Source organism: Aliiroseovarius sp. ABM4_368 (assembly GCF_056161205.1).
Genome location: NZ_JBSWYR010000001.1, coordinates 1070138 through 1096674, shown reverse-complemented (window position 1 = coordinate 1096674; position 26537 = coordinate 1070138). Strand labels below are relative to the sequence as shown.

26 protein-coding genes, 4 tRNA genes and 1 pseudogene are annotated in these 26537 nt (G+C 58.7%); 14 read left to right on the top strand and 17 right to left on the bottom strand.

From position 1 onward, the window contains the following. Positions 1 to 40 precede the first annotated feature (40 nt). The 6 genes from ACXAH3_RS05435 to ACXAH3_RS05410 all read right to left on the bottom strand — a co-directional run bounded on the left by ACXAH3_RS05435 (position 41) and on the right by ACXAH3_RS05410 (position 4761). On the bottom strand, positions 41 to 1051 hold the full coding sequence (locus ACXAH3_RS05435; RefSeq protein ID WP_474861032.1) for a MerR family transcriptional regulator: 1011 nt from the start codon (positions 1049 to 1051) through the stop codon (positions 41 to 43). 49 nt (positions 1052 to 1100) lie between these two features. Continuing rightward, positions 1101 to 1418 carry an integration host factor subunit alpha gene (gene ihfA / locus ACXAH3_RS05430; protein ID WP_474861157.1) on the bottom strand — a complete coding sequence of 106 codons (318 nt, stop codon included), beginning with the start codon at positions 1416 to 1418 and terminating at the stop codon, positions 1101 to 1103. A gap of 176 nt (positions 1419 to 1594) precedes the next feature. Beyond that, positions 1595 to 2569 (bottom strand): beta-ketoacyl-ACP synthase III, encoded by a 975-nt coding sequence (locus ACXAH3_RS05425; protein WP_474861031.1) that lies wholly within the window; start codon positions 2567 to 2569, stop codon positions 1595 to 1597. Beyond that, positions 2566 to 3654: a phosphate acyltransferase PlsX gene (gene plsX / locus ACXAH3_RS05420; RefSeq protein WP_474861030.1), complete on the bottom strand. Its 1089-nt coding sequence runs from the start codon at positions 3652 to 3654 to the stop codon at positions 2566 to 2568. Before plsX ends, ACXAH3_RS05425 begins: the two co-directional genes overlap by 4 nt. A 56-nt stretch (positions 3655 to 3710) precedes the next feature. Continuing rightward, the gene (rpmF, locus tag ACXAH3_RS05415; RefSeq protein ID WP_108856658.1) at positions 3711 to 3920 is read right to left on the bottom strand and encodes a 50S ribosomal protein L32; all 210 of its coding nucleotides are present in this window, start codon (positions 3918 to 3920) and stop codon (positions 3711 to 3713) included. Positions 3921 to 4164: 244 nt separating this feature from the next. Further along, the gene (locus ACXAH3_RS05410; RefSeq protein ID WP_474861029.1) at positions 4165 to 4761 is read right to left on the bottom strand and encodes a YceD family protein; all 597 of its coding nucleotides are present in this window, start codon (positions 4759 to 4761) and stop codon (positions 4165 to 4167) included. A gap of 145 nt (positions 4762 to 4906) precedes the next feature. On the opposite strand from ACXAH3_RS05410, the gene ACXAH3_RS05405 reads away from it, so the two are divergent. From ACXAH3_RS05405 to ACXAH3_RS05395, 3 genes are all read left to right on the top strand, one after another. Further along, a complete protein-coding gene (locus tag ACXAH3_RS05405; RefSeq protein ID WP_474861028.1) occupies positions 4907 to 5380 on the top strand; it encodes an outer membrane protein assembly factor BamE in 474 nt (157 codons plus the stop codon). 174 nt (positions 5381 to 5554) lie between these two features. Further along, positions 5555 to 6295: a GNAT family N-acetyltransferase gene (locus ACXAH3_RS05400; RefSeq protein ID WP_474861027.1), complete on the top strand. Its 741-nt coding sequence runs from the start codon at positions 5555 to 5557 to the stop codon at positions 6293 to 6295. 31 nt (positions 6296 to 6326) lie between these two features. Further along, entirely contained in the window at positions 6327 to 8150 is a 1824-nt protein-coding gene (locus tag ACXAH3_RS05395) for an ABC-F family ATP-binding cassette domain-containing protein (RefSeq protein WP_474861026.1), read from the top strand. A 79-nt stretch (positions 8151 to 8229) separates the two neighbouring features. Here ACXAH3_RS05395 and ACXAH3_RS05390 read toward each other — a convergent pair whose 3' ends face one another. From ACXAH3_RS05390 to tpiA, 4 genes are all read right to left on the bottom strand, one after another. Then, a complete protein-coding gene (locus ACXAH3_RS05390; protein WP_474861025.1) occupies positions 8230 to 9768 on the bottom strand; it encodes a trimethylamine methyltransferase family protein in 1539 nt (512 codons plus the stop codon). A 229-nt stretch (positions 9769 to 9997) separates the two neighbouring features. Continuing rightward, positions 9998 to 10732: a PAQR family membrane homeostasis protein TrhA gene (gene trhA, locus ACXAH3_RS05385; RefSeq protein WP_474861024.1), complete on the bottom strand. Its 735-nt coding sequence runs from the start codon at positions 10730 to 10732 to the stop codon at positions 9998 to 10000. 146 nt (positions 10733 to 10878) lie between these two features. Beyond that, a complete protein-coding gene (locus tag ACXAH3_RS05380; RefSeq protein WP_474861023.1) occupies positions 10879 to 12276 on the bottom strand; it encodes a pyridoxal phosphate-dependent decarboxylase family protein in 1398 nt (465 codons plus the stop codon). A 111-nt stretch (positions 12277 to 12387) separates the two neighbouring features. Further along, the gene (tpiA, locus tag ACXAH3_RS05375; protein WP_474861022.1) at positions 12388 to 13134 is read right to left on the bottom strand and encodes a triose-phosphate isomerase; all 747 of its coding nucleotides are present in this window, start codon (positions 13132 to 13134) and stop codon (positions 12388 to 12390) included. A gap of 131 nt (positions 13135 to 13265) precedes the next feature. Between tpiA and ACXAH3_RS05370 the strand changes: the two genes are divergently transcribed. Next, positions 13266 to 14183, top strand: a complete 918-nt coding sequence (locus tag ACXAH3_RS05370) for an isopenicillin N synthase family dioxygenase (RefSeq protein ID WP_474861021.1) — start codon at positions 13266 to 13268, stop codon at positions 14181 to 14183. Between the two features lie 122 nt (positions 14184 to 14305). Here ACXAH3_RS05370 and ACXAH3_RS05365 read toward each other — a convergent pair whose 3' ends face one another. From ACXAH3_RS05365 to ACXAH3_RS05350, 4 genes are all read right to left on the bottom strand, one after another. Continuing rightward, positions 14306 to 14698, bottom strand: a complete 393-nt coding sequence (locus ACXAH3_RS05365) for a HesB/IscA family protein (RefSeq protein WP_474861020.1) — start codon at positions 14696 to 14698, stop codon at positions 14306 to 14308. Between the two features lie 29 nt (positions 14699 to 14727). Beyond that, complete coding sequence (locus tag ACXAH3_RS05360) at positions 14728 to 15435, bottom strand: DUF3307 domain-containing protein (protein ID WP_474861019.1); 708 nt, start codon at positions 15433 to 15435, stop codon at positions 14728 to 14730. Then, entirely contained in the window at positions 15428 to 16078 is a 651-nt protein-coding gene (locus ACXAH3_RS05355) for a MarR family transcriptional regulator (RefSeq protein ID WP_474861018.1), read from the bottom strand. The genes ACXAH3_RS05360 and ACXAH3_RS05355 overlap by 8 nt, the downstream gene beginning before the upstream one ends. Positions 16079 to 16229: 151 nt before the next feature. Then, positions 16230 to 16595, bottom strand: a complete 366-nt coding sequence (locus tag ACXAH3_RS05350; RefSeq protein WP_474861017.1) for an SUF system Fe-S cluster assembly protein — start codon at positions 16593 to 16595, stop codon at positions 16230 to 16232. A 256-nt stretch (positions 16596 to 16851) separates the two neighbouring features. On the opposite strand from ACXAH3_RS05350, the gene ACXAH3_RS05345 reads away from it, so the two are divergent. From ACXAH3_RS05345 to ACXAH3_RS05325, 5 genes are all read left to right on the top strand, one after another. After that, positions 16852 to 17106: a hypothetical protein gene (locus tag ACXAH3_RS05345; protein ID WP_474861016.1), complete on the top strand. Its 255-nt coding sequence runs from the start codon at positions 16852 to 16854 to the stop codon at positions 17104 to 17106. 66 nt (positions 17107 to 17172) lie between these two features. After that, complete coding sequence (gene tgt / locus ACXAH3_RS05340; protein WP_474861015.1) at positions 17173 to 18315, top strand: tRNA guanosine(34) transglycosylase Tgt; 1143 nt, start codon at positions 17173 to 17175, stop codon at positions 18313 to 18315. 90 nt (positions 18316 to 18405) lie between these two features. Further along, a complete protein-coding gene (locus ACXAH3_RS05335; protein ID WP_474861014.1) occupies positions 18406 to 18891 on the top strand; it encodes a flavodoxin family protein in 486 nt (161 codons plus the stop codon). A gap of 220 nt (positions 18892 to 19111) precedes the next feature. Beyond that, entirely contained in the window at positions 19112 to 21517 is a 2406-nt protein-coding gene (lon, locus tag ACXAH3_RS05330; RefSeq protein WP_474861013.1) for an endopeptidase La, read from the top strand. Between the two features lie 125 nt (positions 21518 to 21642). Then, a tRNA-Val gene (locus tag ACXAH3_RS05325) sits at positions 21643 to 21718 on the top strand. Positions 21719 to 21751: 33 nt separating this feature from the next. Here ACXAH3_RS05325 and ACXAH3_RS05320 read toward each other — a convergent pair. Next, entirely contained in the window at positions 21752 to 22513 is a 762-nt protein-coding gene (locus ACXAH3_RS05320) for a hypothetical protein (RefSeq protein WP_474861012.1), read from the bottom strand. A gap of 70 nt (positions 22514 to 22583) precedes the next feature. Between ACXAH3_RS05320 and ACXAH3_RS05315 the strand changes: the two are divergent. After that, positions 22584 to 22970, top strand: a pseudogene (locus ACXAH3_RS05315) (arginase family protein); the annotation flags it as partial. A 17-nt stretch (positions 22971 to 22987) separates the two neighbouring features. Here the strand turns inward: ACXAH3_RS05315 and ACXAH3_RS05310 are convergent. After that, a complete protein-coding gene (locus tag ACXAH3_RS05310) occupies positions 22988 to 23989 on the bottom strand; it encodes a GlxA family transcriptional regulator (protein ID WP_474861011.1) in 1002 nt (333 codons plus the stop codon). Between the two features lie 158 nt (positions 23990 to 24147). Here ACXAH3_RS05310 and ACXAH3_RS05305 point away from each other — a divergent pair. From ACXAH3_RS05305 to ACXAH3_RS05290, 4 genes are all read left to right on the top strand, one after another. After that, positions 24148 to 24223: transfer RNA gene (locus ACXAH3_RS05305), tRNA-Val, on the top strand. A 202-nt stretch (positions 24224 to 24425) separates the two neighbouring features. Then, positions 24426 to 24502: transfer RNA gene (locus tag ACXAH3_RS05300), tRNA-Asp, on the top strand. Positions 24503 to 24653: 151 nt separating this feature from the next. Next, a tRNA-Asp gene (locus ACXAH3_RS05295) sits at positions 24654 to 24730 on the top strand. Between the two features lie 85 nt (positions 24731 to 24815). After that, entirely contained in the window at positions 24816 to 25028 is a 213-nt protein-coding gene (locus ACXAH3_RS05290) for an RND transporter (protein WP_474861010.1), read from the top strand. Between the two features lie 55 nt (positions 25029 to 25083). On the opposite strand, the gene ACXAH3_RS05285 is transcribed toward ACXAH3_RS05290, so the two are convergent. Further along, on the bottom strand, positions 25084 to 26460 hold the full coding sequence (locus ACXAH3_RS05285) for a M20/M25/M40 family metallo-hydrolase (protein WP_474861009.1): 1377 nt from the start codon (positions 26458 to 26460) through the stop codon (positions 25084 to 25086). Positions 26461 to 26537: the final 77 nt, after the last annotated feature.

Below are 26537 nucleotides of genomic sequence, written 5' to 3'. Positions count from 1 at the left end.
CGCATTCTCTCCAATGAAATCGCCATGGGCCCGTGCAGGGTCATTCTGCCTGCCCGGTGTCGGTGTCAGTGCCGGATGGGGTAGGGGCCATGCGGGCCGCCAGATCGGTCAGGCGCGCGGTCAGGAAGCGCAACGCAACGTCTGGGAAGCTGCCACCCTGTGCCCGAAGCGCGCGCAGCTGCGCGATGGTCGAGACGCTGGCTGAGGGCGTGAATGCATCATCATCCACATCCGCCGCGACATGAGAGATGTCGATCGGACGCGGAGGTGGCGCGACATAGGCTGGGCCGGATTCCGCCACCGGGGCTGGCACGTCTTCTGGAACGGGCGCGTCGGCAGAGATGTCTTCGCCTGCGGAGGCTTCGGCCTCGACTGTGGTTCTGGCCTCGGCGACGTCTGCCTCAAGCTCGTTCGGCTCGTGCGTGTGTTCGGGGGCTGCGTCCACAGGCTCGGGTTCCGGCGCAACCTCGGGCGCGAACAGATCGCGTTCGACAGGGCCTGCAAGGGGGACGGCAGGGGCTTCGGGAACGTTCTGGTCTGGTTGAACCTCGTCCGCTTTGTCCACCGCATCGGCCAAGATCGGCGCGCTATCCGACACGGCGACTTCGGGTTCTGGCTGAGGCTCGGGCTCGGGTTCCGGCTCGGCAATCGGGGTTTCTTCCACGGGCTCTGGGCTGATGTCTTCGGTTTGCGGCGCGGCTTCCTCGGCAGTGTCTCGCGCAGTTGCCAACGGCACCACGTTCGACCCGTCCGTTGCGTTCCGGTCCATGTCATCAAGCGCGGGTGACATGGCGGCGACGTGCTTAACGCCTTGTTCGCGCAGCAATTTCTGCACGCCGCGAATGGTCATTCCATCCTCGTGCAACAGCTTGCGAATGCCGCCCAACAGCTCCATATCAGCGGGGCGATAATACCGCCGTCCGCCCGCACGTTTCACCGGCTTCACATGGGTGAACCGGCTTTCCCAAAAGCGCAACACATGGGTGGGCACACCCAGCCAATCGGCCACCTCGCTGATGGTGCGAAAGGCGTCAGGAGACTTCTTGTCCATGTTGTTGCCTGCTCTTTATCCGTGGCGTGTGGGTGAAAGGGGGGCGCGATCAGCGCTTGTTGCCATCCGCGACGCGATCTTTCATCAGATGCGAGGGGCGGAAGGTCAATACGCGCCGTGGCAGGATCGGCACCTCTTCCCCGGTCTTCGGGTTGCGGCCCACACGGGCAGCCTTGTCGCGGACCGAGAATGTCCCAAAGGATGAGATTTTGACGCTTTGGCCGGACACCAGCGCGTCCGAAATGTGGTTCAAGACGTTTTCGACCAATTGCGCGCTTTCATTGCGCGACAGGCCGACTTCGCGAAACACGGACTCGCTGAGGTCCATGCGGGTCAAAGTCTTTTCACTCATATTGTCCCCCTGAATGTTTTTTGCTGCCCTTTTATTGGCGTACGGGCGCCGGGCATGATCAGATACTGTTATGAAACATGGAAGGTTTGAATTTCCGAGTCAATATCAATGACTTGCGAAAGCAGAAGCTTGCCTGAACAATTTATGGTTGAGTTGTGATTTTGGGGTGCGGAAAGCGCTTGGGTGGGGGATCACCAGCGCAGCACCACAGCCCCCCAAGCCAGACCGCCACCAATGGCTTCGGCGACCAGCAGATCGCCGTCTTTGATTTTGCCCTCGGAACGCGCCACGGACATGGCCAGCGGGATGGACGCGGCCGAGGTGTTGCCGTGATCCTGTACGGTGACAACAACGCGGTCCATAGGGACGCCAAGTTTCTTGGCGGTGCCTTGGATGATGCGGATATTGGCCTGATGGGGCACGATCCAGTTCACGTCATCGTCGGTCAATCCAGCCTTGGTCAGCGCCGTTTCTGCGGTTTTCGCCAGTTTGCCAACCGCTTGGCGGAACAGGGGATTGCCCTGCATCCGCAAATGGCCCGAGCTTTGCGTGGTCGACACGCCGCCATCGACATACAGCATCTCGCGCAGGCGCCCGTCCGAGTTTAGGTCTGCCGACAGGATGCCGCGATCTGTGTTGGTGCCTTCGCCGTCTTGCGCCTCCAGCACCAGCGCTCCTGCGCCGTCACCAAAGAGCACACAGGTCGAGCGGTCTTTCATGTCCAAAATACGCGAGAACGTCTCGGCCCCGATCACCAGCACCCGCTTGGCCTGACCTGATATGATCAGCGCATTGGCGTTGGTCAAAGCAAAGACAAAGCCTGCGCAGACGGCCTGCACGTCGAAGCCAAAACCGCGTGTCATGCCCAGCTCGTTTTGTACCATGGTGGCGACAGACGGGAAGGTCAGGTCTGGGGTCGAGGTGGCCAAAACGATGGCATCGATGTCATCTGGGTCCAGCCCCGCATCGGCCAGCGCCGCGCGCGCCGCATGTGCGCCCATTTGCGACGTCGTTTCGTCCTCAGCAGCGAAGTGGCGACGTTCGATCCCCGAGCGGGTGCGAATCCATTCGTCGGACGTGTCGACAATGTCTTCGAAATACGAGTTCGGAACCACGCGTTCGGGTAGGTAATGCCCGACGCCTTTGACCACGGCGCGTATTGTCATTCTTGTTCTTCACTTTCCGGGCTTTTCGTTGCGGCATCTTGGCTTGACGCGCCGGCAGATGCAACCCGAGCTGCCAGCTTCTGATTGAAGCCACTATCGGCCAGGCGGAAGGCCAGTTTGATGGCCGCCGACATGCCGGTCGCATCAGCCGAGCCGTGGCTTTTCACGACGGTGCCGTTCAAACCAAGGAACACGCCGCCGTTGTTGCGGCGTGGGTCCACCCGTTTGCTCAGGCGTCGCAGTGACGTCATCGCCAAAAGGGCCGAGATCTTGGACAGAATCGTCGCGTTGAACGCATCGCGCAGCAAGCCCGAAACCAAGCCCGCCGTGCCCTCGGCCGTTTTCAACGCTACGTTGCCAGTGAACCCGTCTGTGACAATCACGTCGACGCGGTCCGAGGGGATGTCTCCACCTTCGATAAAACCAACATAGTCGATATTGGCATTTTCGGAGGCGTTGGCGATCAGTTCGTGTGCGCTTTTCAGTTCGGGGCGGCCTTTGTGCTCTTCCGTGCCGACATTCAACAGGCCAACGCGGGGGCGGGCCATATCAAGGCCGTTGCGCGCATAGGATGCGCCCATCATGGCATATTGAAGAAGGTCGGTGTCGTCGGCACGAATATCTGCGCCCACGTCCAGCATCACGTTGAAGCCTGCCGGATTACGCGAGGGCCAGAGACAGGCAATCGCAGGACGGTTCACGCCGGGCAGCTTGCGCAGACGCACCATCGACAACAGCATCAAGGCGCCGGTATTGCCACAGCTGACGGCCACATCAGCCTCGCCATTACGCACCGCATCAATGGTCGACCACATCGATGTGTTCTGACCATTGCGCATCACGTAACTGGGCTTGGCGTCCATCGTCACGACTTCGTCAGCGTGACGGATATCGCAGACATCGGCCAGGTCTTTGGTGCGGGCGACCAGTTTTTCAAGTTCGGGTTTATTGCCATGCAGAATGAACCCGATATTCGGGTTCTTATCTGCAGACAGCGCAAGACCGGCAACGACTGCTGCCGGTCCCAGATCTCCGCCCATGGCGTCGACCGATACGATTGTGCGTTTGGGGGCGTTCATTGTCATTCTTTATCCCATGCTCGGGGATTTTCTGACATGCCCACCCGCGCGGGGCAAGTGCCTTACGCAGCGTCCTCGTCGTCCAGGTCGATTTCGTCGGCCATGGCAACGACTTCACGGTCGTCATAGTGACCGCAGGACGGGCATACGTGGTGGGGGCGCTTCAGCTCGCCGCAGTTCGAACATTCGTTCGGGTTCGCAGCAACCAGAGCGTCATGTGCGCGGCGGTTGTTGCGGCGCGACTTGGATACTTTGTTCTGTTGGACGGCCATGGTCTCAACCTTCGATTTTGGGGGCGCACGGCCCGGTGAATTCATTAGGCTTCAGGGAAGCCTGCTTATCCTCGTGTCTGAGTCTGGCGCCTCATACGCTGTTTGCGGGGCGCTGTCCAACCCATCTTGTGGAAGAAGCCGGGAAAATACTGGGATTCTTTTTTGTTGCAAGCAAAGATTGGCCCGATTTCACCGAAATCTGCAGGTTTTCCGGCGATTTTCACCCGATAAACCCGCGCGGGGCTTATTGCGAACCATCCTCTGAGTCGGATTTAGAGGCCAACTGGTCCCGCAGCGCAGACAGGCCCGCAAAAGGTCTGGCGTCTTCGTCACGCATTGGCGCGATGCCGGGGGCGGCAAAGTTGGTCTGGTCCAGTTCGGCCCCTTCGACGCGCGGGAAAAGCGGCAGGGCAAGGGCAAGAGATTCGGTCAGAACCGCCCCCAGATCAATTTCCGGCCCAAGCTGCTCTAGCGTTTCATCCTCGGGCATCTCGACCTCGTCGCCGGCCTCAAGCTCGGGCAGGTCGCGGATCCATCGGCGGGCGACGGGTTCCTCGATCCGAGTAGTAACGGGGTCCAGCGTGACAACACAGTCTTGAACCACAGTGGCACCCAGATGCGCCTTCAGTTGCCAATCGGTCTTGCCACGTGCCGTCAACGCCCCTTTGAAACGCACTTTGCGCAGGGCAGGAAGGCCCAGGTCGGCAGCTATCGCCTTGCACTCGGCATCGGTCGGGATCAATTCGAACGTGGTTTCGACGTTGGTCGACAAATCGGCCACACGCAGGACGTGCTGATACACGGGCGCGTCGGGGCCGGTGTTGGGCGTATCGGTGCTCATGACGGTGTCTCCTGACGTTCTAAGCAACTCGGATATGGTGGGAATCCTCGCCGCAGACAAGGATCAGTTGGATCGTTTCTTGAACCAACGCCGTTCCTGCGATAAGCCGATACCCAGAAGCAAGGGCAGAACGCAAGGGGAGCATATGTCTTATCTGACGGATAGGGTGAAACGCGCAGGCAAGGCGATCGCCGTTGCAACGCTTGCCATCGCCTTGACGGCCTGTGCCGCGACCTATCGCAACCACGGCTATATGCCGCCTGCGGAAGATGTGGATCTTTTGGTGGTCGGAAAAGACACCAAGGAAACCGTGGCCGAGGCGATCGGCAAGCCCGGAACCGCCGGATTGCTGTCCGAAAGCGGGTATTATTATGTCCGTTCGCAGTTCGAGCATTACCTCTATAACGCTCCGAAAGAGATCGACCGCCAAGTTCTGGCCATCAGCTTTGACAGCCAAGGGCGCGTTGAAAACATCGAACGTTTCGGGCTGGATCAAGGACGCGTCGTCGTTCTGGAACGTCGCGTGACTGCCAGCAACATCAAGGGCGTCAGCTTCCTGCGTCAGCTCTTTGGCTCATTCGGTCGGATCGACCTGGCCGAGCAGCTGGGCGGCAGCTAATCGCCGCATAAATCCTGTAAATTGGCGTCGGTTCTCCGGCGCCTTTTTCATATGCGGGGACAGAGCGTGCAGCTTTCCCTTTCGTGTCGTCACCCCTTTGTCATATCTTGCAGGCAGAGTGTCTAATACGCATATCAAGGCAAAGGCGTTTTGCGCCAAGGGCAGGGGCTTTACATGCCGAAGCACAAAGCAATCCGATATCGCGCGCGGTTCAGCGAATCTTACGCCGATATCATGGCCGCTCAGGCGCTGCGCCACCGATGCTTTCGTGGCGGGACAGGGCTGGACGCCGATGCGTTTGACGACATCTGCCACCATATGCTGGTGGAAGAGGTTGCCACTGGCAAGCTGGTCGCCTGTTTTCGCCTGATGCCCTTTGAGAACGGCAAATCCATAGGCGAAAGCTATTCCGCCCAGTTTTACGAGCTGTCCGCCCTCAGCGACTATTCGGACCCGATGATTGAAATGGGGCGCTTCTGCATTGACCCCGATGCCCCTGACAGCGCCGACATTCTGCGTGTCGCATGGGGGGCGATGACGCGCTTCGTGGATCAGGAAAAGATCGGGCTGATGTTTGGGTGTTCATCCTTTTTCGGCACGGACGAGGCGCAATATCTGGACACATTCGCGCTGCTTCGCGACCGCCATATCGCCCCCAAACGCTGGCGACCACGCGTGAAAGCCCCAAAGGTTTTCCGCTTTGCCCAACGCCTGCGCCGCGCCCCTGATGCCAAGCGCGCCACCCTGGGCCTGCCGCCGCTTCTGCGCACCTATCTGATGATGGGCGGCTGGGTGTCGGACCATGCGGTTGTGGATCACGACCTGAACACGTTGCACGTCTTTACCGGGGTCGAGATCGCGTCCGTGCCGCCCGCCCGCGCACGACTTTTGCGAGCCGTGGCCACGCCCGCTTGACCAGACTGACACAAGCCCGTAACCCGGGCACATGGCACGTATACCCCTTTTGCAGATGAACGATATCGCCCTGACTTTTGGCGGCGACCCTGTTTTTGATGGCTTGGACCTTGTGGTGCAGCCCGGCGACCGCGTGGCGCTGGTTGGGCGCAATGGGTCGGGCAAGTCGACCCTGATGAAGATCATGGCGGGGATGGTGGAACCTGACACGGGCACGCGCGTGCTGTCTCCGGGCGTCACTGTGGGCTATATGGACCAACACCCGGACCTGTCAGCCTTTGAAACACTGGGCGATTTTGCGGCATCGGACCTTGAACCGGGGCAGGAATATCTGGTCGAGCGTGTCGCCGAAGGGCTGAAAATGAAGCTTGATACTCCTGTTGCCACGGCGTCCGGAGGGGAACGGCGTCGTGCTGCTTTGGCCAAACTTCTGGCCGAAGCGCCCGAGCTGATGTTGCTTGATGAACCGACCAACCACTTGGACATTCAGGCCATCGAATGGCTGGAAAATGAACTGAAACAAACCCGCGCGGGTTTTGTCCTGATCAGCCACGACCGTGCTTTCTTACGCGCTCTTACCCGCGCGACGCTTTGGGTCGACCGGGGGCAGGTGCGCCGCCAGGAAAAAGGCTTCGAGAATTTCGAAGCGTGGCGCGATAAGGTCTGGGAAGAGGAAGACCTAAACCGCCACAAGCTGAACCGCAAAATCAAATCCGAGGCCCGCTGGGCCGTCGAAGGCATCTCGGCCCGGCGTAAGCGCAACCAAGGCCGCCTGCGTGCGCTTCATGCGTTGAAGGATGAACGCGCGTCGCAGATTAAACGGCAGGGTGCCGCAGAAATGGCACTTGAGGCCGGACCGAAGTCTGGCCGCAAGGTGATCGAGGCCAAGGGAATTTCAAAGTCTTACGGCGACAAGGTGATTCTGAAACCCTTCGACCTACGCGTGATGCGCGGCGAAACCATCGCCTTTGTCGGCCCTAACGGCGCGGGCAAAACCACGCTTCTGAAAATACTGACTGGGCAGGAAGAACCCGACACCGGCAGCGTGTCCCACGGCACGGGCATCGAGATGGCAGTGTTCGACCAAAACCGCTCGACACTGGATGAAAATGCCAGCCTGTGGGAGAACCTGACCTCGGACCCGGATATGCGCATCTCGGGCAAATCCGATCAGGTGATGGTGCGCGGCAACCCCAAGCACGTGGTCGGATATCTGAAAGAATTTCTCTTCTCGGACGAACAAGCACGCGCGCCCGTGCGCTCGCTGTCCGGCGGCGAAAAAGCCCGCCTGATTCTGGCCCGCATCATGGCGCGGCAATCTAACCTTTTGGTGCTTGATGAACCCACCAACGATCTGGATGTGGAAACACTGGACCTGCTGCAAGAGCTGATCTCGGGTTTTGATGGCACCGTGCTGGTGGTCAGCCACGACCGGGATTTTCTGGACCGCGTCGCCGAACGCACCATCGCGATGGAGGGCAACGGGATCGCCACCGCCTATGCCGGCGGTTGGTCGGACTATCGCGCGCAGCGTCAGGAAGAAGACGCGCCCGTTGCGAAGAAACCCGAGAAGCCGAAAGCCGCGCCCAAAGACAAGCCTAAAGAAAGCCCGCCCGCAACGGGCCTGAGCTTCACTGAAAAACACCGGCTCGAAGCGCTTCCCGGCGAAATCGACCGCTTGATGGCCGAAATCGCCAAGTTGGAAGAATTCCTGATGGACCCGGACCTGTTCACCAAGGAACCGATAAAATTCAAAAAGGCGTCGGAAGGGTTGGCCGAACGCCAACAAAAACTCGCCGCTGCCGAGGAAGAGTGGCTGGAACTGGAAGAGAAAGCCGAAACCACCTCGGGCTAACCTTATTTTCTTGTTGTAAATACCTTGCGGGGGTCCGGGGGTGCAAAACCCCCGGGTCCTGAGCTGGCCAAATAGCGGCCTATTTCGGCAAGTGAATGTTGAACCGCGCGCGGATCGCCTCATCCACCGTAGGATCCAAACGCGCGCGCGCGCGTTCGGCCAGAATGGCCTCTTTCTTTGCCTTTGCGGCCTGCACCAGATCTGGCTTTCCAACTTCGGCCCATTCTTTGGGGGACGTGCGGTCGCCCAATGTAGGATAGACAAATTCCGTCTGCATCAGGCTCAGCGTCTGATCCTCGCCCAGATAGTGGCCCGGTCCGCCCAAACAGACAGACCGCATCATATCCAAACTGACGGCATCCTCGGTCACTTCGATCCCGCGCACGCAGCGTAAGGCCTGCCCGATAATGTCATCCCCAAGGATCAGGCTTTCGTGGCAAAAGCCCAGCAATGACGCATGCATCCCAGCGGCTTCATAGACCATGTTCAGCCCCGACAACCCCGCCATCACGTTCGAGCACATCTGCTCCCACCCGGCCTGCATATCTGGTAGTTTCGCATCCGAGAACCCGGCCGCCGCGCCGCCCGGAAGGCCGTAAAACTGGTGCATTTGCGCACACCCCGCTGTCATCAGCGCCTGTTCGCCCGACCCACCTGACATCGCGCCGGATCGCAGATCGACCACGAAGGGCCATGTGCCGAAGATCGCCGGGTGGCCCGGTTTGATCGCGTTGACATAGACAACACCCGCCAAGCATTCCGCCACGGCTTGCACGATCGCGCCCGCCAGCGTGGGTGGGGCGGTGGCGGTGGCCATACCTGCCGACAGCAGCAGCACGGGCATTCCGGCAGCGATGACCTTCTCCATCACCTGACAGCTTTCGGTGGCAAACTTCATCGGCGGCACGACAAAGCAGTTGGTGTTTGACACAAAAGGCCGCGCACGCCACGCGTCTTCTCCACCTGCCATCATGTGCAAAAGCTCGATCCCGTCATCGACGAAGTCCGGCTCGGTGAAGGACGTGCCGATATGTTTGGTCGTGCCCGACACACAGGCATAGATCGAGTTCAGGTCCATCTCGCGGTTGTCGGGAATGTCGCGGCAGACCATTGGGCGTTGCAGGAAGTGGATGTTGTCCAGCTGATCTGCGATGCGGGCGGCGTCATGCAGGTCTTGCACGGTGCTTTCGCGGTACTCGCGCCCGTCTACATCAACCATATGCACCGCCGCACCTGCGGTGCCGTAATGCACCCGCGTGCCGGTCAGGTCCAGATCATGCTGTGGGTCGCGCCCGCGCAGTGTGATGTCCTTGGCAGCCTTGGCCAGCATGTCTTCGACCAAGGCGCGGGGGAAACGCAGCCGACCGTCATCGCCTAGAATCGCGCCGACGCTGGTCATAATCTCGATGCCAGACGGGGGAGCATCGGCCAGACCGATCTGTTCCAGCGCATCCAGTGCGGCTTGGTGTATGCGTTCTATTCCTTCTGGGGTCAGCGGCTTGTAAGTGCCGCCCTCAAGCCCCGCGCGCACTGGGCGGGTTTCCTTAGCCAAGGGGGCTGCGCGAAGCGCCTGACGGGCTTGCCGACCACCCGAGCGGCGTGAAGTTCTTACTGTCATAAGTGGGATGTCCTTCCTGCTGATGTGTCAATTTCCGGGAAATGACATCAGCAGGGACGTCCACGCGCCGCGCGACCGCGCTCAGCACCAATGGTGCGCACAACGATTGAGATCTTCCAATCAAGTCGATCCATAGGGCCCTCCGACCTCAGGATAGGAATGGCAATCGGGGCGCTTCTGTCCTGTTTGCGTCAACAGGTGACGTTTTTCGTGCAGGCTTGGGGCCGGTTCAGGACCAGGCCACCATAACCACAGCCGCATAATGGGCCGCGGCCCCCAACAGCACATGCACATGCCAGATGGCCCGGTTGAAAGGCCAGTGTTCTCGTAGGTGAAAGAGTGTTCCGATGGTGAACAGGAACCCCCCGCCCACCAAAAGCACCAACACCCCAAGGCTGACGCTGGCCAGCAACGGCCCGATCATCAACACGCCCATCCAGCCCAGCATCAGGGTCAGCATAAAGCCCGTGCGTTCAAACCGGCACAGGAAGAAGAGCTTCAGCATCATGCCAAACAATGCCACGCTCCAGATCAGGGCGGCCCATGCCAGACCAGTGCTGCCTCCGATCCCGATCAGGGCAATGGGTGTATAAGTCGCAGCTATAAAAAGAAAAATCGCCGCATGATCAAAGCGGCGAAGGACAGAACGGGCAGAGGTGTGCAGGGTCATGTTATAAGCAGCGGACAGTGCGAAACTGGCGACCATCCCGATGCCATAGATCAAAAGCGGCGGCAGATGACCCATCGGCGCGTCGCCGGACGCCCAAAGGATCAGCGTGATCGACCCGATCAGGGCCGCGACAACCCCCAGCCCATGCACGACCCCATCGACCACATATTCATGAAAGGTGAAATTCTGCCCGAAATGGCGCCGGTCCGGCAGAATATCTGCGTGGTGGGCGGTGCAGCTGTCCGTCAGGTTTTCAGCGTGTCGGCCCAGAAAATGTTCACGGAAATCATCCATGTGAATACCCTCTCTCGCTTGCCTCTAATATAAGGGGCGATACAGGCTTCGGTGTGCCGAGCTTTGGTCAATAAAATGTCAGTTGCCCGTGACACCAGCCCCTATACTATAGAGCATATTCAGAAAAATGTAAATATTTCCTGACATTACAGATCTTGTGCAAGGTCGGATAGAACGGCGGGGATCGCCATCACGTCTTCTCGCGTGCAGGTGAATTGTCCTACAGACACGCGAATGACGAAGTCTCCGTCGTAATAGGTCTGGGTCAGATAGATGCGTCCGTCGCGGTTCACACGTTCCAAAAGCTCGGCGGTTTTGGTGTCGTCGTGAAAGCGGAAGCTGAAGAGCGACAGGATCGGCGGCGTGGTGATTTCAAAGCCGGGCAGGGCGGCGATGGCTTCGCTTGCTTCATTTGCCCACGCAACGTGGTTTCGGATGCGGGTGCGCAGGCCCGACAGGCCCTCGGCGCGCAGAAGGAACCAGATTTTCAGCGCGCGGAAGCGGCGGCCAAGGGGCAGGGTCCATTCGTTATAGTTCACGATCTCGTCCGCGCCTTGGGTCTTCAGGTATTCCGGTCGCAGGCCCATCGCACCGATTTGCGGGCCGGGGTTGCGCAGGAATTGCACAGCGCAATCAAACTGCGCGCCAAGCCATTTATGCGGGTTGAAGATGATGCTGTCGGCGTCCTCGATCCCCGCCCAAAGATACCGGAACTCCTCGCAGATCATTGCTGAACCGGCCCATGCAGCGTCCACATGCACGGTCAGTCCGCGGCCGTGGGCGACCTTGATGCAGGCCGCAATGTCGTCGCATGCCCCAATGGATGTGCCGCCAACGCAGAGTACAACGCCCGCAGGTTTGTGCCCGGCGGCCTCGTCTTCACGGATTAAGCGATCCAGAGCGTCCGGGTCCATCGACCAAGTGGGATGGCCGGGAATTGTCGGCACCTTTACAAGATTGTCCTGTCCGATCCCCGAAAGACGTACGGCCTTGTCGACACTGGAATGGGTCTGCGCGCTGGCATAAATGCGCAGCTGCGGCGCACCGGACAGGCCCTTGGTGATGCCGGTATGTTCCAGCGCCAGCTCGCGCATCGTGGTTACGGCGGAAAACGTGGCGGTTGTCGCACTGTCATGGATGGTGCCGGTGAAATCATCGGGTAATCCCATTCCGTCGCGCAGCCAACGGATCACCAGATCCTCCATTTCATTGGCGGCGGGCGCAGTTTGCCACAGCATCGCTTGGGCCGACATGGCGTTGGCCAATTGCTCGGCCAGCATCGAGGCAGGGGCGGCATTGGCTGGGAAATAGGCAAAGAAGCGCGGGTGCTGCCAGTGGGTCATGGCGTCGGGGACCAGCCGGGTGAAGTCGTCGAAAATGGTTTCCATCGCTTCGGGGGCTTCTGGAACAGGGGCTTCGATCTTGGCCAGAAAGTCGCCGGGCGCGATGTCAGGCCGCACCGGGCGGTTGCGCAAGCCTGCATGATAATCCCGCGCCCAATCGGCAGCGCGCTTTTGCCAGTCGGCCAGATCGTCAAAGTTCATTGCGGGCTCCTGTGATAATTGGTTGCGATGTTAATTAAGCGTTACGCCCTGTCAAGATGTGAAAAGCCCCGACACAAGGGCCGGGGCTGTAAGCTTGCATATAGATTGGGATCAGGACGATGCCAGCGCCGAGATGATCTGCCCGAAATCCTCGGCCTTCAGGCTGGCCCCGCCGACCAAAGCGCCATCAACGTTGGACACGCCAAAGATCTCGGCCGCATTGGACGGTTTGACCGATCCACCGTAAAGCAGACGGGTCGAGCGCCCCACGCCCTCGCCAAAGCGGCGTTCAAGGCGGGCGCGGATGAAGTCATGTACCTCGCCGATCTGGTCCAACGTCGGCACTTTGCCTGTGCCAATCGCCCAGATGGGTTCGTAAGCGACAATCAGGTTCTCGCCGGTGACCTGATCGGGGATCGAGCCCGCAAGTTGCCCGCCGATAATGTCCAACGTGTTGTTGGCGTCCCGCTCTTCCAGGCTTTCACCACAGCAGATCACGACCTTCAGGCCGGCGTCAATTGCGGCATTGGCCTTAAGGCGCACATCATGGTCGCTTTCCTGATGATCTTCGCGCCGTTCGGAATGGCCAAGGATCACATGGCTTGCGCCTGCGTCTTTCAGCATCTGCGCCGAGATATCGCCCGTATGCGCGCCGGTTTCCGCTGTGTGGCAATCTTGCCCGCCAATGGCGATGGCGTTCCCGCCGGTGGTGGCGGCTTGAGCGATCAATGTGGCGGGTGGGCAAATCAGGATGTCGCATTCCACGTCCCCAAATCCCTGCGCCAGCGCGTCCAGCTCGGTTAGGTTGCCCTGCAGGCCGTTCATTTTCCAGTTGCCTGCTGCCATTTTGCGCCGCATGTCGATCTCCCATTTTATGTCAGCCCGTTTTCCGACGCGGGGCACGGGGCGTCAAGCCCTGCGGGCATTTTGCCATTGATCCGTGGGGCGCGTGTTGTAGAAGCGAACAAGTTTGTTTTGCGAGGCCCCCGATGATCCCCAGACTGGACGCTGCCCTGATTGATGCCCGTGATCCCGCCACGATGGCCGAGCTGCTGCGCGGTGTGCAAGAGGTGGGCTTTCTGACTGTGCACAACACCGCGATCAGCAATGACGAGCTGTCGGCAACGATTGCCATGTATCGCGCGTTTTTTCACGAACCCAAGGTGGTGAAGGAAACTGTGAACATGGCGCGCACAGGGGCCAATCGCGGTTGGGGCGCTCCGGGCAGCGAACAGGTGGATCCTGACGCAAACCCCGATTTCAAAGAGGTCTTTGATTGCGGGTTCGAATTGGCCCCAGATGATCCTCTGCGCGCGCAGAACCTGTCGGTGTATGGCGACAACCAATGGCCTGAAACGGATGGCTTTCGCGAGGCCATTCAGTCCTATTACACCAAAGCGCTGGGCGTCGCGATGAGGGTTCTGCGCGGGATCGCGGCGGCCATCGGCGAGGATGAAACCTATTTCGATGCGGCCTTCACCCGCCCCATGGCGCTGTTGCGCGGGAACTATTACCCACCACGCCCGGATTGGGCGGGGGACAAGGATTTCGGTATCGCAGCGCATACGGATTATGGCTGTGTGACGCTGTTGGCATCCGACGGTGTCGCGGGGCTTGAAGTGCAGGGGGCGAATGACACCTGGCTGCCAGTGAGTGCACCGCTTGGGGATTTCGTGATCAACTTCGGCGAAATGCTTGAGATGTGGACCGAAGGCCGTGTGAAGGCGACCTTGCACCGTGTCGTCGGGTCGGGGGACGAGCGGATTTCTGTGCCGATGTTCTTCAATCCCAACCACGATACCAATGTGGCCCCGAAGGGGTCTGATCAGCCGATCATGGCTGGGGATCACATGAAGAAGCGGTTTGACGAGACTTACCTGCACTTGATGGCGCAGGCGGAAGGTTAACGCGCGCGGTGGCTCACTTCGTGAGCCTGAGGGGCTCTGCCCCTTGAGTGAAAGCCCTGTGGGTTTTCACTCTACCCCGGGATATTTATGACAAGAAAAAGAGCGCGCGTGGTTGGGCGCGCTTAGAATTTCGGAGGGGCGTTAAGATCGGCAGGTGCGGCAGACAAGGTGTCGTCGAATTTGATCGACTCGCCACAGCCGCAGGCCTCGGTCACGTTGGGATTGTTGAACTTGAAGCCGCTTTCCAGAAGCGAGATTTCATAGTCGATCTCGGTCCCAAACAGGAACATCTGCGCCATAGGTGCGATCATCACGCGGGCATTGCCCTGTTCGACCACCTCGTCATGGGGCTCGACCTCGTCCACGTAATCCATGGTGTATTCCATCCCCGCACAGCCGCCTTTCTTGACGCCAATGCGCAGGCCTTTGTGGCCGTCCTTCTCCATCAGCTTGGCAATTTGCGCTTCGGCTGCTGGGGTCATGGTGATGGGTGAAGTGCCGGGAATACCGAACATGTCTGTGATCCTTGTCGCTTACCTCTAACTTAGGGAAGCCAAACGGCAATCTCAAGCGGGGGCAGAAGGGAAAGAAGGCCTTGGGTGGCGAAACCGGCCAGGATCGCCCAGCCGAAACTGGCCAAAGTGCCGATGATCACATATTCGGCAGTGCGCTGATCGCGGCTTGCTGTGCCGAAACGCAGGATGGACTTGGCAGCGACCAGAAAGCCCACGCCAAGGGGGAGCTCGGCCAGAATCAGGACAAAGACCAACCCGCGCTCAAGAATGCCGATGGTCCAGCCGCCACCTTTCAGCCCATTGTTGCGGATGCGCATGGAGTGCGGCTGCATGAGAAGCCCAACCGCAAATCCGCCCGCCCGCGTGGCAAGGATCGCCCCTGCAGCCAGCGCCATAAGGGGCAGGGCGGTGTCGGACCACGTGCTCCAAAGGGTGGGTGCGTAGAATGCCACCGCGACGAGGCTCAGAAGATGCGCTGCCTGATCCCATAGAAATCCGGAGAGCTTGCGAAACCCGCCATAGGACTTAACCGCATCGATGATCAGATGTGTAAGGGCGAGGGCGAGCAGTTCAGGCGCATTATAAACGCCCAGCGCGAGTTGCGCGGTTGCAAGTACGATCAGCGCGTGGAGGAGCAGGACTTGGGGGCGCTGCTTGTTGTTATTGATCCAATTGTTCTGAAAGACAAAATCAGCGAGGACATGGGCAAAGAGGAGGGCTGTGAAGGTTTCAATCATTTTGGGCCTCTTCGTTTTCGATCGCTGTTAGCGCCATGAGGATAGCTTCCAATCCAGCACCTTCGAGAGCTTTGGTGACAGCTTGTCGGGATTTACCCAACCCGCGCGCAACTTCGGAATGGCTTGGCGGTTTGCCCAGTGCCAACATCGGCAGGATGGCAGCAGCTTGGGCTGGGGTCCAGCTTTGCGAGATATGGTCGGCAAGTGTAAACGATGCACCTTTTGCATTTTGCGCTGTATGTGCGATCTCACGCGTGGTGGGATTGTTTTTCAGGTTGTCCAGCATTCGGCCGCTTTGAACAAATGGCATTTTAGTAAGGTAGTTGAGGTTCCTGTCGGGATCCGTCGATGAGGCTTCTCCCTCTGCCACTGCCATAAAGGTCGAAAACCTCTTCCCTTCACACCTTAGCGCTGCGCGAAATGCCAGCGCAGACCGCAAGGCCAGCTCGGGGCGCGCGAGTCTCACCTGCCACCCATCTCCGCGCTGGCGGGTGAAGTGAAGATCTTCTCCGTGCCAGTCGGCTTGAACTTCGGCCGAGGCAGCGAGCGCTTCAAACGCACGTTCCAAGTCCTCGGGCAACATTTTGGTCGAGCCGATGATGTCCCCTGTCAGGACGGCGATATGGGGCAGGTTTTCACTCATAGTGCAACCATAATAGGTTGCGAATGCAGAAATGCAACCTTTTTAGGTTGCTATGCCTTAAGTGCATCCCAAAAGGGCTGCAAAACGCAAAACGCAACCCGTTTGGGTTGCGCTGGGCCAGTATGTGCTGGCAGAAGGTATTTCGGGGCGCTTACATAAAGCCCAGCTCCAGCCGCGCCTCGTCCGACATATTCTCCATGCCCCAAGGGGGCTCCCATGTCAGTTCGACATTCACCTGCTTGACGCCCGCAACCGGTTCGATCGCTTCGACCAACCAGCCGGGCATGTCGCCTGCAACAGGGCAGCCGGGGGCGGTCAGGGTCATGATCAGGTCGACCTCGTTCTGGTCGTTGATCTCGATCGTATAGATAAGGCCAAGATCGAAGATATTTACCGGGATTTCCGGGTCATAGACGGTGCGGCATGCCTCGACCACCGCGCCGTAGAGCGGGTGCTCTACGCTGGACGGTTTGATCAGGGGATCGCCTTCAATCCTTGTATCGGCTGTATCGGTCATGCTGGTCTCGCTCTAATCCTGAGCGAACATATAAGGTTCTCGGTGCACAACGTCCAGAGGCGCCGGGACGGACATCGCAAAATGCGTGCAATATGGCAGGGTTGTCATCGCCGAATTGAGATATATATACAGCTTTATATTGACGAATATGCGGCTAAATTTCGCCATAGTTGTAGGTCAATTTTACTTCATAAACATCATGTTGGGTCGACTGCCAGGTATAGGCAAGGGGAAAAGATAAGGGGTGCGTGGCGCAATGACCACGGATATTAAAGGTTCGTCTGAACAGGGGGCCGAGGGAGCAAGCCGAATAGAGCAACTGTCGGACGCAGCCGAGATGGTTCAGGGATTTGCCTATGATCTGGCAGTGCATCTTGACCCGTTCATAACAACTGAGTTGATGCTGGCCAGCCGAAGATTAGAGCGTCTGGCCGAACAATTGGCGAAAGACCCAAGAGTGATAAATGCGTTGAGACACTTGGGCGACGCGGAAATTCCCACCGAAGGATAGGCCGAAGGTTAGGTTGAACTGACAATTGCCCTTGGCTTTCGGGCCGCGTTGGGTCACATCTCGGCCATGACTGATCAATGCACGACCAAGTTTTCATATACGCTGAACGCAACCGATGGGCGCGCGCGCACCGGTGTCATTCACACGCCGCGCGGGGATATTCGTACGCCTGCCTTTATGCCGGTGGGGACGGCAGCCACGGTGAAGGCGATGATGCCGGAAAGTGTGGCGGCCACTGGCGCGGATATCCTGCTGGGCAATACCTATCACCTGATGCTGCGCCCCACGGCCGAAAGGATCGACCGTTTGGGCGGGCTGCATAAGTTCATGAACTGGGACAAGCCAATCCTGACGGATAGCGGCGGGTTTCAGGTTATGTCGCTGGCCAGCCTACGCAAGCTGACCGAGAAAGGCGTGACGTTCAAATCCCATATCGACGGCTCCAAGCACGAGCTAACGCCTGAACGCTCGATGGAGATCCAGCGGCTTTTGGGATCAGACATTGTGATGTGCTTTGACGAATGTCCCGCGCTGCCGGCCGATCGCAAACGGATTGCCGAAAGCATGCGCCTGTCCATGCGCTGGGCACAGCGGTCGCGTGATGCGTTTGGGGATCGTCCAGGTCATGCGCTGTTCGGCATCATGCAGGGCGGGCTAGAGCAAGATTTCCGCGAGGAAAGCGCCGAAGCGCTGCGCAAGATCGGGTTCGAGGGCTATGCCATCGGCGGTCTGGCTGTGGGCGAGGGGCAAGAAGCGATGTTCGACTGCCTTGACTATGCGCCCGGTTTCCTGCCTGAAGACAAGCCGCGGTATCTGATGGGCGTGGGCAAACCGGATGACATTGTGGGTGCTGTGAAACGCGGGATCGACATGATGGACTGCGTGCTGCCGTCACGCTCGGGCCGCACGGGGCAAGTCTGGACGCGCCATGGTGTTCTGAACATCAAGAACGCCCGTCACCAAGATGACCCGCGCCCGATTGACGAGAATTGCACCTGTCCGGCGTGCCAGAACTACTCGCGTGCCTATCTGCACCATGTGTTCCGCTCGAACGAGATGATCTCGGGCATGCTGTTGACCTGGCACAACCTGCATTATTTCCAAGAGATCATGCAGGGGATGCGAGATGCGATTTCCGAAGGCCGCTTTGACGCGTGGGAGACAGAGTTCCATGCCGGTCGGGCGCAGGGGGATATCGATCCCTTGTGAGGGGGCGCTGCCCCCGCCTGATTTGCTGTGCAAATCACGCTCCCCCGAGATATTTTTGACAAGAAAATAAGCGGGTTGGTAAATAAGGCTATGACGGAACTTTTGATTGTCTGGCATTCGCGTACGAACGGGTCGCGGCAGATGGCCGAGGCTGCTTATGAGGCCGCGCGCGCTGAAGGTCCGGCGCGCATACTGACTGCCGAGGAGGCGGGGCCGGAGGATTTGCTGGCGGCAAGCGGCTATCTGTTCTGTGCGCCGGAAAACTTGGCCAGCCTGTCTGGGCAGATGAAAGAGTTTTTCGACCGCTGCTATTACCCGGTGTTGGGCCGGATTGAGGGCCGTCCCTATGCGCAGATGATATGCGCGGGCTCGGACGGGCAGGGGGCCGCGCGGCAGTTGGCGCGGATCGCGACGGGCTGGCGTTTGCGTGAGGTGCAGCCGCCCTTGATCCTGTGCACCCATGCGCAGAGCGAGGCGGAAATCCTTGCCCGCAAACATTTGAGCGACGACCAACTGGCGCCTTGTGCTGAACTGGGTGCTGCTATGGCGGCAGGCCTTGCGCTGGGCGTCTTTTAAGCAGCGTGCAAATTTCCTGTGGATAAATGCTGCGCTTGCCTTGTGGATCGGGAAATTGCTGGTCACAATGAAGTCAGGCACAGGCCAGACGTGGTTGAAATACCCGCTTCACGCTCCCATTTCTGCGTGACCGGTCTGAAACCCAAGGCCAAATTACAGGAGGACGCGTGATCTGCCGACAATCGGGGACATGCGGACTGCCCAACCATAAGGAAGATCAATGAGTGAGCAACTGAGCCAATCCTTCCCGGTCCTACCCTTGCGCGACATCGTGGTGTTTCCGCACATGATCGTTCCGCTGTTCGTGGGGCGCGAAAAAAGCGTGCGTGCGTTGGAAGAGGTGATGGCGGATGACAAGCAAATCCTGCTGTCCAGCCAGATCGATCCGGCGATTGACGAACCGGACGTGGATGGCATCTATCAGGTTGGTGTGCTGGCCAATGTGCTGCAACTGCTGAAACTGCCCGATGGCACCGTGAAGGTGCTGGTCGAAGGCCAGTCGCGTGTCCGCATTACCGACTATGTTGAAAACGACGCTTATTTCGAAGCCTTTGCCGAGGTGATCGAAGAACGCCCGGGCGACCCGAACGAAATCGAAGCGCTTCTGCGCTCGGTCGGGGAAGAGTTCGAGCGTTACGCGAAGATCAAGAAAAACATTCCAGAAGAGGCACTTGCCGCCGTTTCTGAAACCCGCGCGCCTGACAAGCTGGCTGACCTTGTGGCCGGTCATCTGGGCGTCGAGGTGGACCAGAAACAAGAGCTTCTAGAAACCTTCGTCGTGTCCGAGCGGCTTGAGAAAGTCTTTGGCCTGATGCAGGGTGAAATGTCCGTTCTGAAGGTCGAGAAGAAGATCAAGACCCGCGTCAAGTCGCAGATGGAGCGTACCCAGCGCGAGTACTATTTGAATGAACAGATGAAGGCCATTCAGAAGGAACTTGGCGACGGAGAGGAAGGCCAGAACGAACTGGCCGAGCTTGAAGAGAAGATCGATGGCACCAAGCTGTCGAAAGAGGCCCGCGAAAAGGCCGATGCCGAGCTGAAGAAGCTTCGCAATATGTCGCCCATGTCGGCGGAAGCCACGGTTGTACGCAACTATCTGGACTGGATGTTGGGTCTGCCTTGGGGCACCAAAAGCCGCGTGAAAAAAGATCTGAACAACGCACAAAAAGTGCTCGACGCCGATCACTATGGGCTCGAGAAGGTCAAAGAACGCATCGTCGAGTATCTGGCGGTTCAGCAGCGTTCGAAGAAGCTGAAAGGCCCGATCATGTGCCTTGTTGGCCCTCCGGGTGTGGGTAAGACTTCGCTTGGGAAGTCGGTTGCCAAGGCCACAGGTCGCGAGTTCATTCGCATCTCGTTGGGTGGCGTGCGTGACGAATCTGAGATCCGCGGTCACCGCCGGACCTATATCGGCTCGATGCCCGGTAAGATCATTCAGGCGCTGAAAAAGGCGAAAACCACGAACCCGCTGATTTTGCTCGATGAAATCGACAAGATGGGGCAGGATTTCCGTGGCGACCCGGCTTCGGCGATGCTGGAAGTGCTTGATCCGGAGCAGAACTCGACCTTCGTCGACCACTATCTTGAAGTGGAATACGATCTGTCGAACGTGATGTTCCTGACCACGGCGAACTCGTACAACATGCCGGGGCCGCTTCTGGACCGGATGGAGATTATTTCGCTGGCCGGCTACACCGAAGATGAAAAGCGCGAGATCGCTTCGCGTCACCTTCTGCCTCAGACCATCAAGGATCACGGTCTGAAAAAGGGTGAGTTTGCAGTGCCGGAAAGCACTCTGACCGACATCATCCGCTATTACACCCGTGAAGCCGGGGTGCGGAACCTGAAGCGCGAACTGGCGAAACTGGCACGCAAAGCCGTGACCAAGCTGGTGAAGAAAGAGGTCGAAACCGTCGAGGTTACGCCGGATCTGCTGGATGATTATCTGGGCGTGCGCAAGCATCGCTTTGGTCTGGCGGAAGAGGCGGATCAAGTGGGCGTCGTCACCGGTCTGGCTTGGACCAGTGTTGGCGGCGACCTTCTGTCGATCGAAGCGCTGCGTCTGCCGGGTAAAGGTCGGATGAAGACCACCGGTAAACTGGGCGACGTCATGAAGGAATCGATTGATGCGGCCAGTTCTTATGTCCGTTCGATTGCGCCTGAAATCGGTGTAAAGCCGCCGCAGTTCGAAAAGTGGGACATCCACGTGCACGTGCCGGAAGGCGCGACGCCCAAGGATGGTCCATCAGCGGGTCTGGCCATGGTGACGTCCATCGTGTCTGTCCTGACGGGCATTCCGGTGAAGAAAGACATCGCCATGACGGGCGAGGTTACCCTGCGCGGCAATGCGTTGGCCATTGGCGGCTTGAAAGAAAAGCTGCTGGCGGCCCTCCGCGGTGGTATCAAGACGGTTCTGATCCCGCAGGAGAACGAAAAAGACCTGCGCGAGATCCCGGACAACGTGAAAGAGGGGCTGACCATCATTCCCGTCAGCCACGTGTCCGAGGTCCTGGAACACGCTTTGGTGCGCAAGCCTGAAGCCGTCGAATGGGACGAGGTCGCAGAAGAGGCCGCGGCACAGGCGCTGGCCAACAAGGCTGGCGGCTCGGGTGCGGCTGCGCACTGATCCTGACTGGATCAAACAAACATGGGGCGCGACGGCAAACGTCGCGCCCCTTTTTCTATTCCGGGGGTGTTGGTGCATTCTTGCTCTTGCGCCGCCAGAAAGGCGACGCTAAATAGCGCCCTGTCGGGTGATTAGCTCAGTTGGTAGAGCGCTTCGTTTACACCGAAGATGTCGGGAGTTCGAGCCTCTCATCACCCACCATTTCCCATTATATCAAAGAGATTTCGCCCTTATCTATGGGGCAGTACGCGCACGCCGTTGGGCCAAATAGGCCTTCAAGCGTTGTTTGTATCGTGCCGAGCCACGCCCGATTAAACCATGCACACCACGGATCGCACCAACCGACAGGTCATCTTCGATAAAGGCGCGCATGATTTCATGGGTGACGCCGGTGCCCTCCATATGTTTCAGCGCTGTGTGACCGCCGAAGGGCAGGGCGACGGGTTGAAGATCCGGGTGCAGGGCGCGGATCTTGTCGGCGTGCAAGCGATCCTGCGGGGCAAGTCGTGGATCATAGGCGATGATACCCTGAAGGCGCTTTCCATCCGTCAGAGGTTCAAGCTTGTCCAACGTGGGATCCAGCGTGGCAGCTTCGTCGTGATAGTTCGTTTCGTACGGGGCTTTGTCTGGCATGATCGAATATTGCGGCGACAGCAGCAATGCCCGGCGCAGGCGCAACGCGTTGGCGAACAAAAGCGCTCCATAGCCCCCCATCGAGAACCCGACCGAGCAGCTTTCCTTACCCTGACACAACTCGGTCAGAAACGCGTGCATTCGCGCGGTGTCTTGGTTTAGGAACCAGTCATTCTGCGCCGTCTGGATATAGATATGCCCAAATCCGTGGTTCAGGGCGGTCTTTGACGGGGCATAATCTGGGAAGGATGTCCTGTCGCGGCGCCAGTGGTCAAACGTGACGAACAGCTTGGGTCGGTCGACCGCGCATCCGATTACCCGAAGAGATGCACCATCAAAAAGAAGTTCGGTCGAATTGGGCACGCATAGATTCCATCATCATAGGTCGCGAACGCAACCTAGGGCGCGGACAGTGTCCGGTTCAAGCCCAAGTGCAGCGGATCACGAGGATGACGCGACCCATCTTGGCACAGACATTCGCATCGTCGATCTGGGCGGCGCGGATATCGTCCATACGCTGACTGATAAAAGCCACGCCAGTATCGAATATGGCGTGAAGAAGATCATGGACGCAGGCGCGCTGGGGGTAGCCATCAACATTGACGCGTTCTGCCCGTCGATTGCACCGGGAACCGGCACGCCCAGCCATGGGGGCTTTGCCTATTACGACGTGCTTGAAATCCTACGAGGCCTCAGCAAAGGCGGGGAAGTGGTTGGCATCGATTTGGTCGAGGTCGCTCCGGTCTATGACCCGACTGAAAGCACACAAATTCAGGCGGCGCAGCTTTTGCTGAACTTCCTGGACTTCATCTTCCACAGTTGGAGAACCGGGGGGGCTTACCCCCCGCCCGTGGAAAACCGGTGGGGGGACATGCCGAAGGTCTCGCGAAATCGTTTCGAGAAGTATGCCGCAGAATCATAGCCACAGGCGATGGCCACATCGACCACCGGCATATCGGTTTCAGCCAGCAGAATGCGGGCGCGTTGCAGGCGCAGATCTTGCAGGTATTTCTTGGGCGTTGTGTTCAAATGATGGCGGAACAATCGCTCCATCTGGCGGCGCGAGATGCCCAGCTCATCGGTAACGATATCCAGATTGACGCTGTCCTCAAGGTTTTCTTCAAAATAGGTCAGCACCCGCACCAGCTTGTCGTTGCGCACCCCAATCGTGGCCGAGGTCGAGCTTTGCTGGCGATCTGTTTCCGACCGCTGGACCGTATGCAGACACATGTTCAACACAGCCTGCGCCAGAACCGGCCCGTGGGTGTCATAAATCAGACGCAGGAACAGATCGGTCGCGGCCGCGCCGCCGCCGCAGGTCAGGACGCGGTTGTCGATGGTGTAAAGCTGTTCGACCGGATCAAGGTCCGGGAAATGCTCGCGAAACGGGGCGATGTTTTCCCAGTGCAGGGTGAATTTATGCCCGCCCAGAATGCCCGCCTTGGCCAGCGTATAGGCGCCGGTGCACAGCGACCCGACCGTGCGCCCAAGGCGCCACTGCAATCGCACCCAATCCGAGACTTTGGTGGACACAGATTTCTCGGGCTGCACCCCCGAGCATACAAAAACGCGGGCGTTGGCGGGTGTCTCGCCAATGGGTCGATCAATGCCGATTTCGATTCCGTTGGAACAGCGCACATTCTGACCATCCTTGGACATGGTGGTCCAGCGATACAAGATCTGTCCCGTCAGCTGGTTGGCAATGCGAAGGGGTTCGATGGCAGACGTAAAGGCCAGCATCGACAGATTGTGCAACAGCACGAAAACAATGGTTTCGGACTCGGTCGGAGGGGGGACGGCGACATGGGCGACGCCCTTGGGAACGACGGGTTCTTGCATAGCAATCCTGCTGGCTAACGGGTGCAGTCTAGCGCCAATTTCTGTGCAGACAAAGCGGTGCAACGTCCAGTTTTAAGACGTCCGCGTCAGAAATTGAAAAAAATGGATTTCACCCCTTGCCAAGCCCCGGCGAATAGCGATATGTCGCGTCCCACGGCGGGTGATTAGCTCAGTTGGTAGAGCGCTTCGTTTACACCGAAGATGTCGGGAGTTCGAGCCTCTCATCACCCACCATTCCTTCCTTTCAGGTTTTGCATGGTCCCCACGGGGCAGATGTAATTAGACGTCGCAACAGGCGGGCAAGGGGCTGTTTTCCACCTGCATCCCGACCATGAGCACCGCGTGACCGAAAAATAATTCGAAAACTGCAAAAGGCCGCTTGACGCCCCCGGCGGGTACGCCTAGAACGCCCAAACAGTCGCAAGACTGGCAGTGAGCGGTTGTAGCTCAGTTGGTTAGAGTACCGGCCTGTCACGCCGGGGGTCGCGGGTTCGAGCCCCGTCAACCGCGCCACCACTGCCTGAAAGAAGCCCCGCCTTTGGCGGGGTTTTTCTTTGGCTGAACGCTGATAAGTTCACCCGAATGGGGCCGACATTTTTTCACAGCTCAGCGCGTTTTTCCCCATTGACCGCCCCGCCGCGCCAAGCTATTCCAGCCGCCACGCGCGGTTGTAGCTCAGTTGGTTAGAGTACCGGCCTGTCACGCCGGGGGTCGCGGGTTCGAGCCCCGTCAACCGCGCCACTTCACCACATTTTGTCAAATGAACCGGCCTGTTAGGGCAGGGGTGGCCTTGTGCCGCGTATCCCCTTGGTTCAGGAGCTTTTGCGTGAAGTTCATCGACGAAATACCGCTGTCCCTAATCCTTGTGGCTTGCCTGACCTTGGGACTGGCGCCCTTCACGCCGCCGCATATCTGGGAGAAGTTGGGGATGCTGGCATCCGGCACGCTGACCGCGCCTGTCGATATTTTCGACCTGCTGATGCACAGTGCGCCGTGGTTGCTGCTGGTCCTGAAACTGACGCGCTTGAAACGGACATAAGAAACCCCGGAAGGTGAGCCCTCCGGGGTTTGGTGTTTTCGTGGTGCAATAAGGCTTAGGCCAGCTCGGCCAAGATCCGTGCCCAGCTGCGTATGCCCTTATGGAAGCTCTCAAGATCGTATTTCTCGTTTGGGGAGTGGATCTTGTCGTCATCATTGGCAAAGCCGACCAACATGCTTTCCATGCCCAAGATAGACTTGAAAAAGCCCGCAATCGGAATCGATCCGCCCATGCCGGCAAAAACTGCCTCGCGGTTCCATTCGTCCGACAACCCTTTCTGGGCTGCGCTAAACTCGGGCCGGGTGATGTCCATCACCGACGCGGGCGAGCCTTCCATATCGTTGTCCCAGATCACTTTCATATCGGGCTTCAAATGCGCCTCGACATGGGCGCGAAGCCGGTCGCGCAATTTGTCGGGGTCCATATCGCCCACCAGGCGACAGGTGATCTTGCAATGCGCTTCCGACGGAATCACGGTTTTTGAACCGACACCGTTGTAGCCCCCCCAGATGCCGTTCACTTCCAGCGTTGGGCGTGCCCATTGCTGTTCCAGGCAAGAGCGGTCTTTTTCGCCGTGGCATTGCGTATAGCCTGCATTGTCCAGATAGGCCTTTTCGTCGAAGCCCGAATTCTCCCATCCCTGCAATTGCTGGGTCGGAGTGTCGTGGACGCCTTCATAGAAGCCATCAATGGCAACTTTACCGGTTTCTTCATCATAGAAACTGGCGATGATGCGGGACATTTCGCGCAGGGGGTTCAGGCCGGGGCCGCCATAATGGCCAGAATGGAGGTCAAGCTTTGGGCCGACAATTGTGAATTCATCCTTCAACATGCCGCGCAGTTGGCTGGCGATCGAGGGTACGCCGGGGCTGACCATGCCGGTGTCACAGATTAACGCGATATCGGCGGTCAGCTCGTCGCGATTCTGTTCCATGAAGGGCACAAGGGATGGCGAGCCTGATTCTTCTTCGCCTTCGAAAAAGATCGTCAGTTTCGCGGGCAGTGAACCGTGCACCTCTTTCCACGCGCGGCAGGCCTCGACGAAAGTCATCAACTGGCCCTTGTCGTCCGACGCGCCGCGTCCACGGATGATTTTGCCTTTGGGCGTGTCTTCGATGAAAGGGGCGAACGGGTCGTGGTCCCATTTGTCCAGCGGGTCGACCGGCTGCACGTCATAGTGACCATAGAACAGAAGATGGCGATCCCCTTCGCCGCCATGCGCCACCACCATCGGATGGCCGGGTGTGTCGCGTCTATCTGCTTGAAAACCAATGGCTTTCAGGTCTTCCACCAGCCAATCCGCTGCCGTTACACAGTGATCGGCGAAGGCAGGGTCAGTGGAAATCGACTGGATGCGCAGTAGTTCAGTCAAGCGATCAAGGGCTTGGGGAAGGTCCGCATCGATGCGGTCAAGGACGGGGTCAAGCGACATATCGTGTCTCCGGGTCTCGGGAAAGTTGTGGTGAGCCTATCACCGCCATTGCCACTGTCCAGATACGATCCTGCCCA